The organism is uncultured Clostridium sp., from assembly GCF_937920395.1.
Taxonomy (GTDB): domain Bacteria; phylum Bacillota; class Clostridia; order Clostridiales; family Clostridiaceae; genus Clostridium_AD.
The window spans coordinates 1-8,533 of sequence record NZ_CALEVF010000068.1; the positions used below are offsets into that span (position 1 = coordinate 1).

Consider the following 8,533-nt stretch of genomic DNA (forward strand, 5'->3'; position numbering starts at 1 on the left):
TAATGATTTTAAAATTTTGATTAATTTATAAAGAGATAGAAATATCTCTTTTTTTAGTGTCTCTTAAATTATATTTTAGTTTTTTTATGTTATAATTAGTGTAAATTAATAAGACATTTTAATAAAGTATTAAGCACATGATGTCTTACAAAGAGGTGCAATAATATGAGAGAAGATAAAGTTCTTGAGATGATAAAGACCAACCCAATTGTTATAAAAAATATTGAAAATCCTAGTGATGAGATGAAACTTATGGCGATAAAGAAAGATGGTATAATGATTCGTTATATAAAAGATCCTACAAGAAAAATGGAGGATTTAGCAATAGAAAACAATCCAAGGGTAATTGAATTTATAAAGGAACCAACTTATGATATGAAAAAACATGTTGTTTCAAAGCTATGGAATACTTTGGAGTATATTGAGGATCCCTCAGAAGAATTGATAATATTAGGCATGAAACAAAAGGGATATGCAATAAAATATTCTAAAAATCCAAGCGAAAAACTTCAAAAAATTGCTATAGAAAAAGATTATGATTCTATAAAATATATAGAAAATCCAAGTGAAGAAATACAGTTTTTAGCAATAAACGAAAATTATGTTGCTTTAAGGTATATAAAAAATGCAACATTAAGTGTAGAGTTATTGGCAATAAGCGAAAATGAATCAGCTATAAAATTTATTGAAAATTTAGATGATAATAAAAAGATATTATTTTTAAAAAAGAACGCATTGGTAATGAAATATATTATTAATGATCTTTCAAGGGATATTGTAGAATCGGCTTTTAAAGAGGTATTATCTAAAGAAACTGTACCAGATAAATATGTGAGAGATTTTATAAATTGTGATAGTATAAATGAGAAATACGGAAATATATCTATGGATAAAATAGTTTTTATTTATAAATATGGTAGTAAAACATGTAAAAAAATAGCAGTTGATGAAAAACTCAATATGATGTAAGAAAGGATGAACAAATGAATTTAAAAGATACAATGTTAAGCGTAGAACTTGTTATAGAGACAAATGAAGTACCTTTAATTGTAGGAGAAAGTGGTATTGGAAAAACAGCACTCGCGAAAACTCTTTCAAAAAATAAAGGATGGAGCCTGGTTATTATAGATGGTAACCTCTTAAAAGAAGGAGAGATAGGTGGACTTCCAACAGTTGAGGATTATAGTTTTAAAGATATAAATGGAAATGAGGTTAAATCAAAAAATACTGTTTACGCGGTTCACACAAAACTACAAGAAATAGATAAATTGATAAATGACGGTAAAGAAGTGTTTTTATTTATTGATGAAATAAATCGTTGTGAGCACACAGTGCAACAGGAACTTATGAACCTAATATTAAATAGAGAAATAAATGGATATAAGCTAGATAATAGAGTGAAAATATTAGCAGCAATGAATCCTTCTAGTAAATATGGTGAAGATTTCGATTATCAAGTAGTTGATATGGATGCAGCTCAAGAAAATAGATTTGTTTTATTACATATGGAATGTGATCCTAAAGCTTGGATTTCATGGGCTATAGAAAATAACTTAGAGCAAAAAGTTATAGAATTCATATCTACATTTCCAGAATATCTACTAAATAATCAAAAGGATGAGCAAATAAGAGCTACCCCTAGAAGCTACGCGCGGGTGTCTAAAGTTTATAAAATATACAAGGATAATAAAGATGCTATACCTAAAAGAATATTTCTTAATATAATTAAAGGAAATTTAGGTAACAGAATAGCGAATGAGTTTATATCATTTACGCAGGAAGATAATGAACCTTTAATTTCTTTTGATGATGTATTTGCAGGTGAGGCATTATCACAAGAAGTAATATCTAAGGTTAAAAATGAAACTCATACTAGGTTATATTTAACAGCAAAAAATATCATTTATACATTGGATAATAAAGTAATTCTAGACAGTGATATAAAGAGGCTTATAGAATTATTGAATATTTATCCTGTGGATTTAGGTGTAGGAATTATGCAGGATATTAAAGAAAGTAGCAATAATGTTTATAAAATGTGTTTGGAAAATGAAGCCTTTGTTGAAATGTATTTTAAGGCCTATAATCAAATAAAAGGCTAGGTGAAATTATGGGAAAAAATTTTGAAATCCTTAAAAGTGAGCTTTATGATGAAATTTCTAATGTGAAAAGCATAAAGAATATGCCAAGTAATTTTACTGAGGATTTCTTGAAGCTCGTCACAATGGTTAATTTTATGTTAATAGAGGATAAGGATAATTTCTATGGATATTTTCTGCTTCAAATGTCTAGAGAAATAAAATATGATATAAGTTCTCCAACAGCTGTGAATTTTAAGTTATCTAGGTTTGTTATTTACTTTAATCCGTATATTTTTTTAAACCTCACAGCAGAGCAGATGAAAAGTAGTATAAAACATGAGATTTATCACATATTATCTTTTCATTTAAAACGTGCAAGAGGACTTAAAACAAAATATAGTACCTTGGCTATTAATATGGCAATGGATATAGTGGTTAATCAATATTTAGATTATCTTCCACCATTTGCGACAACAATAGATAATGTAAATTCAAAATATAGAATAAATCTTGAGCAATATATGAGCATGGAATATTATGCAAAGGAAATTCAAAAAGCCTTGAATCTATTAGAGGAAGATGATGAAAGTCAAGAGGATGACTCTAAGGATAAGCATATAGAAAAAGAATATGATGCTAGTAAAACTCATGATTTATGGGAAGAATCTATAGAGGTTGACGAGGAAACTCTCCAAAATTTTACGCAGAAATATGCAATGCTTTCAGAAAAAGGCAAAGTACCTCTTTATTTAGAGGGAATTTTGAAGGGATTAAAAAATGAAAAAGGTGAAATTCCTTGGAATTTGTATTTAAAAAAAATTATGGGAACATTAGAAAGTGATAAAAAAAAGACTGTTGCAAGAAGAAATAGGCGTCAACCTAACAGATTGGATCTAAGAGGAGAACTTAGGGGACATACTGCTAGAATTACCTTGGCTATAGATGTAAGCGGCAGCATAAGCGATGAGGAGTTTAAAGGAGCAATAAAAGAAGTTTTTAATATAGTGAAAACTTATAAACATGAAATAACTCTAATTGAATGTGATACGCAAATAAGGCAGGTATACAAGGTTAAATCTATTAATAGTATAAGAGAGCGATGTACTAGCCGTGGTGGTACGAAATTTACACCTGTGTTTAAGTATATAAATGGTACAGATACTAATATACTAATATATTTTACGGATGGAAAAGGTGAAACAAAACTTGATGTATTACCAAAGGGCTATAAAACATTGTGGGTTATATCAGGTCGTGGTGATAAATTATCATTAAAAGAACCTTTTGGTATAATTAAAAAATTAAAGCCTGTAGAAATAATAGAGGATACACAGGAAAGGTTAGATATAATGGTAGACGGATTTTCTATGCAAAGTCAAGAACCAATACATTAGGACGGTAACGCGTGGTATTTCTCCTATGTGCCTTGCAAACGAACTTTAAACTGGAAATTTGACTAAGAAATTCTAATGATTTACTCATGAAAAATTCTCTATCACTCACATTCGCCGTCCTGGCTCAGGTTCGCTAGCCTGCCTTCCTGGCAGGCTTACGAGAATTTTACATTCGTAAATCAAGAATGTCTAAGTCAAATTTCAATAGTTTTGTCGTTTCGTATTGCAAGTCACTTCGGAGAAATTCACGCTTACTATGTGTGGAGGTTAAGGAAAAACACTTAAAATTCTTTAACTTATTTATTATTCTCTAAAGTTTGGTTGTTAGTTTCTGAAGCTTTTTTATTTCTCTTTAAATCATCGATGGTGTGTTTTAGAATTATTATTGCAAATATGAGGGTTATGCCGTTGGCTAGGTATATTGAGGCTTGTTTTGTGGCAACTCCGAATATAAACCATAAGAATACGCCTATTGTAAACATTAGATACATGCTTAAGGAGATTCCTGAGGTGTTTTTAGTTTTTATTACTTTAATTGCTTGTGGTAAAAAAGAGAGTGTTGTAAAAGCTGCAGCTATGAAGCCTATTGTTGTAATCATTTTCATCCTCCTAAAAATATTGATATATATTAATTTTAGTATAACAGTTTTAAATGTATTTGTTATAATTATGGTGTAAGTAGCTTGTTTAAAATGTAAAAATTAGTGCATATTTAATAATAGGTCAAAGAAAGAATATTAGTTTAGTGGGCTTTACTTTACATATTATGCAAGGTGTAATAACGATATGTTATTACATAAGATATAACTAGGATGATTGTCTAAGTAAATGAATAAAGTAATAATTAATAAATTAAAGGTGGATATATATGAGAAATTTAAAAATGACATTAGAATTTGATGGAAGTAGATATAAAGGATGGCAGAAACAACAAGATAATGATTTAACAGTTGAAGGTAAAATTGAAAGTGCTATATCTAAAATGGTAGGGGAAACTATAGAGGTTACAGGCTGCGTGCGAACAGATATAGGTGTGCATGCCGAGAATTACGTGGCGAATTTTCATACTGATTGTGATTTAAGGATAGAAGCTATTATGGATTATCTTAATGGAGATTTACCAGATGATATAGTAGTGAAGTCTATGGAGTGTGCAAGTGAAAAATTTAATTCAGGATATAATATAAAATCAATTACTTATGTGTATAAAATAAGTAATAAAGAATTAAGAAACGTGTTTAATAGAAAATATGTGTATAACTCTGAGGGAGTGCTTAATTTAGAAGAAATGAGAAGTACAGCAGAATATTTAGTTGGGACTCATGACTTTGCGTATTTAGCTACGGCACCTACAAATAGTAAGTCTACTATAAGAACTATTAATTATATTAATATAATAGAATTAGAAGAGAATATGATTGAGATAGAAATTAATGCTGATGATTTCTTATGGAATATGGTAAGAATCATTGTGGGTAGTCTTTTAGAAGTAGGTAAGGGAAATATAAAACCAATTGATGTTGAAAATTTATTGATTGAAACAGAAGCATCAGCATATATACCAATGGCTAAAGCTAAAGGATTGGCGTTAAGAGGCGTTGAATATTAAAATCCTCCTACGTGCTTTGCATAAGAACTAAAAACTAGAAATTCAATTAACAAATTCTAATCTTTTGATTATATAAAATTCTCTATCACTCACATTCGGCGTCCTGCCTCAGGTTCGCTAGCCTGAGCCTCTGGGCAGTTCTCTGGGGGACATAACAATTATTAATTGTTATGCAACCTGAAAGGCTTACGGAAATTTTACATTCGCAAAAGCGAATTGCTAAATGAAATTTAATAGTTTTGTCGTTTCTTATTGAAAGTCATTTCGGTGAAATTACTATGCTTATTAAGTCGTGAGATGCTATACTGGCATCATTATAGGTGAAGAGAAAAAAGATAATACTAAGGGGTTATTCCTAAGGTGTTATTTTTTTTATGTTTGATGTATAAATAAAGCTGAACATAATTAGAGAGATTTGCATATTCTGAGTTTAGAGGATTAAGATTGGAGCTTAAAAAAAGTGATTTTAGTGTGGAAAAAGTTAAATAAAAGGCATGAAACTGTTTACAATTTATAGATGTAAACCCTTTGATGGACAGACGTTAACGTATGTCCATTTATTTTTTAAATATGTATTGACATAAGAAATTTATGGGATTATAATATATTTCGTAAGCTAAATATACGTACACGAAACAATTGCATACGAAATATATTTAAGGTGGTGATTATTTGGAAACATTTAATGAAAGTATAGAAGTTGCAAGACTTTTTCAAGAGGTTATGCAGTTATTTAAACATAGTATGACTAAGGTACTATGCGATACTGGTATGTCTGCACCTCAAGGTATGGTTTTAGGACTTTTAAGTAAAAAAAAGAAGATGAAGATAACTGAACTTAGCAAGGAGCTTTGTCTATCAAATAGTACAGTATCTGGAATTATAGACAGGCTTGAAAAACAGAAAATGGTAGTTCGCGAAAGAAGTGAGAAGGACAAGAGAGTAGTTTATGTAAGTATAGCTCCAAATTTTGAAGGCATGCATAAAACTTTCCATAAACAGTTTGAAAAAAATCTTGCAGATGTGATGACTAAAGGAAATCCGCAGGAGATTCATAAAATATTTGAGGGCTTAGATGTACTAAAGAAGCTTTTAAAAGATCAACAAAAATAAAATAACAACAATGAATGGAGATGATACTTTTGATTAAATTATTTAGATTTCTTAAACAATACACGATGCACATAATTGCAATAGTTATATTGATTTTTATTCAGGTAATTGCGAATCTTTATTTGCCAACATTAATGGCGGATATAATAGATAAAGGTATAGTTCAAAAGAATGTAGTTCAGAATATTTCATTCCTAGGATATAGTGGAGATTTTAAAGGAATAGAATACATTATGAGAATAGGTGTTATTATGCTGATAATTTCAGCAGGTGGTGTTATATGTTCTATTATAGCTTCATTCCTATCTTCTAAAACTTCTGTTGGACTTGGCAGAATTGTTCGTAATAAATTATTTGCTAAAGTCGAAGGATTTTCACTACACGAGTTTGATAAGGTTGGTACAGCCACTCTTATAACAAGGACTACGAATGATGTTACTCAGGTTCAAACAGCAACTGTAATGATTTTTTCAATCATGCTTTTTGCACCTTTAACTGCAATAGGCGGTATTGTTATGGCTTTAAGAGAAGATGTAACTTTAACTTGGATTTTTGCAGTTGTAATTCCGCTTCTTGGAATTATTATTGGAATAACTCTTATATTTGCTATGCCGTTATTTAAATTAATGCAAGTAAAAATAGATAAATTAAATCTTGTGTTACGTGAATCACTTACGGGTATTAGAGTTGTACGTGCATTCAATCGTATAAGCACTGAAAAGGCTAGATTTGATGATGCTAACACTGATCTTATGAATAATGCTGTAAAAGTAAATAAGATCATGGCTTTTTTATTGCCAATAATGATGTTTATCATGAACGTTACAACAGTTGCTATTATTTGGTTTGGTGCTAAAAGAATAGATACTGGAGGAATGGAAGTTGGTTCATTAATAGCATTTATACAATATGGTATGCAAATATTATTTGGATTCTTAATGCTTGCTATGGTATTTATAATGATACCAAGGGCACAAGCATCTGCAATAAGAATAAATGAAGTATTAGAGATGGAGCCGGAAATCATTGATCCAAAGGTTACTAAATTAGCTGACAAAAAAAGTGGATATGTTGATTTTAAGGATGTAACATTTAGTTACCCTGGTGCTGATCAACCAGCCATTAGTAATATAACATTTAGTGCAAGACCAGGTGAAACAACTGCTATTATCGGCGGTACTGGTTCTGGTAAGTCAACTCTTATAAATTTAATACCACGTTTTTACGATGCTACTAGTGGGAAAATATTAGTTGATGGAGTAGATGTTCGAGAAATGAGTCAGGAAAGCCTAAGGTCTAAGATAGGTTTCGTTCCTCAAAATACGGTACTCTTTACTGGAACTATTGCTGAAAATATTAAATATGGTAAAGATAATGCTACTACTGAAGAAATCCAGCATGCAGCCACTGTAGCACAAGCTACTGACTTTATTAATGGAATGAAAGAAGGGTATGATCACCCTATTGCCCAGGGAGGTACGAATGTTTCCGGTGGACAAAAACAACGTTTATCTATAGCACGTGCTTTAGTTAGACAACCAGAAATATATATATTTGATGATAGTTTTTCAGCACTTGATTTTAAAACTGATGCAAAATTACGTGCAGCACTTAAAAAAGAAACATCAAAGTCTACAGTAATAATTATTGCCCAAAGAGTTGCAACAGTTATGGATGCAGATAGAATTATAGTAATAGATGATGGCATAATTGCAGGTATGGGAACTCACAAGGAACTTTTAACCAGTTGTAAGATATATCATGAAATTGTATCTTCACAGCTTTCAGAGGAGGAATTATCATGAGTGAAAAAAAGGAAAATAACACACAAAGAGGGGGCATGGGTGGTGGACCAATGGGATCTTTTGCCGGGCCTAAAGTAAAAGCCAAAGATTTCAAAGGTACATTGAAAAGGCTTTTAAGTTACTTAAAACCACAAAGGACTAATTTTATCTTAGTTTTTATATTTGCAATCTTCAGTACTGTTTTTACAATAGTTGGACCTAAGATTTCAGGAAAAGCTATAACTAGATTAGTTGAAGGTATGATGAATAAATATGGATTGATTCAGTTGCATGCTCAGCAAGCTAAAATAGCAGATTTAGTAAAAGCTAACCCAGCAGCTGCAAACAGTCCAAAGGTAATTAGTGGCCTTGACCAAATTAAGGCTGGAATTTCTAAAATAATGGATATAAATGGTGGAAAAATAGATTTCACATATATACGAAATATTATTCTTTTGTTACTTGGATTATATGTAATAAGTACTATTTTTGGGTTCCTTCAACAATATATAATGGCTGAAGTTGCACAAAAAACTGTATATAATTTACGTA

The 8,533-nt window shown here is 30.5% G+C and carries 7 protein-coding genes and 1 pseudogene; 7 read left to right on the top strand and 1 reads right to left on the bottom strand.

Annotated features, from left to right (window positions below):
- The first annotated feature begins 165 nt into the window (after positions 1–165).
- Genes Q0649_RS07830 through Q0649_RS07840 form a run of 3 tightly spaced genes read left to right on the top strand, consistent with a single transcriptional unit; the run spans position 166 to position 3,475 of the window.
- Entirely contained in the window at positions 166–969 is an 804-nt protein-coding gene (locus tag Q0649_RS07830; RefSeq protein ID WP_298839787.1) for a hypothetical protein, read from the top strand.
- Between the two features lie 14 nt (positions 970–983).
- A complete protein-coding gene (locus Q0649_RS07835; RefSeq protein WP_298839790.1) occupies positions 984–2,102 on the top strand; it encodes an ATP-binding protein in 1,119 nt (372 codons plus the stop codon).
- A gap of 8 nt (positions 2,103–2,110) precedes the next feature.
- Positions 2,111–3,475 (top strand): VWA-like domain-containing protein, encoded by a 1,365-nt coding sequence (locus Q0649_RS07840; RefSeq protein ID WP_298839792.1) that lies wholly within the window; start codon positions 2,111–2,113, stop codon positions 3,473–3,475.
- Positions 3,476–3,771: 296 nt separating this feature from the next.
- On the opposite strand, the gene Q0649_RS07845 is transcribed toward Q0649_RS07840, so the two are convergent.
- The gene (locus Q0649_RS07845) at positions 3,772–4,074 is read right to left on the bottom strand and encodes a SemiSWEET transporter (RefSeq protein ID WP_298839794.1); all 303 of its coding nucleotides are present in this window, start codon (positions 4,072–4,074) and stop codon (positions 3,772–3,774) included.
- A 269-nt stretch (positions 4,075–4,343) separates the two neighbouring features.
- Between Q0649_RS07845 and truA the strand changes: the two genes are divergently transcribed.
- The 4 genes and pseudogenes from truA to Q0649_RS07865 all read left to right on the top strand — a co-directional run.
- Positions 4,344–5,084, top strand: a complete 741-nt coding sequence (truA, locus tag Q0649_RS07850; RefSeq protein ID WP_298839797.1) for a tRNA pseudouridine(38-40) synthase TruA — start codon at positions 4,344–4,346, stop codon at positions 5,082–5,084.
- 672 nt (positions 5,085–5,756) lie between these two features.
- Positions 5,757–6,197, top strand: a complete 441-nt coding sequence (locus tag Q0649_RS07855) for a MarR family winged helix-turn-helix transcriptional regulator (protein WP_298839799.1) — start codon at positions 5,757–5,759, stop codon at positions 6,195–6,197.
- Positions 6,198–6,226: 29 nt separating this feature from the next.
- Positions 6,227–8,002 (top strand): ABC transporter ATP-binding protein, encoded by a 1,776-nt coding sequence (locus Q0649_RS07860; RefSeq protein ID WP_298839801.1) that lies wholly within the window; start codon positions 6,227–6,229, stop codon positions 8,000–8,002.
- Positions 7,999–8,533 (top strand): annotated as a pseudogene (locus tag Q0649_RS07865) (ABC transporter ATP-binding protein); the annotation flags it as partial. The gene Q0649_RS07860 and the pseudogene Q0649_RS07865, both read left to right, overlap by 4 nt.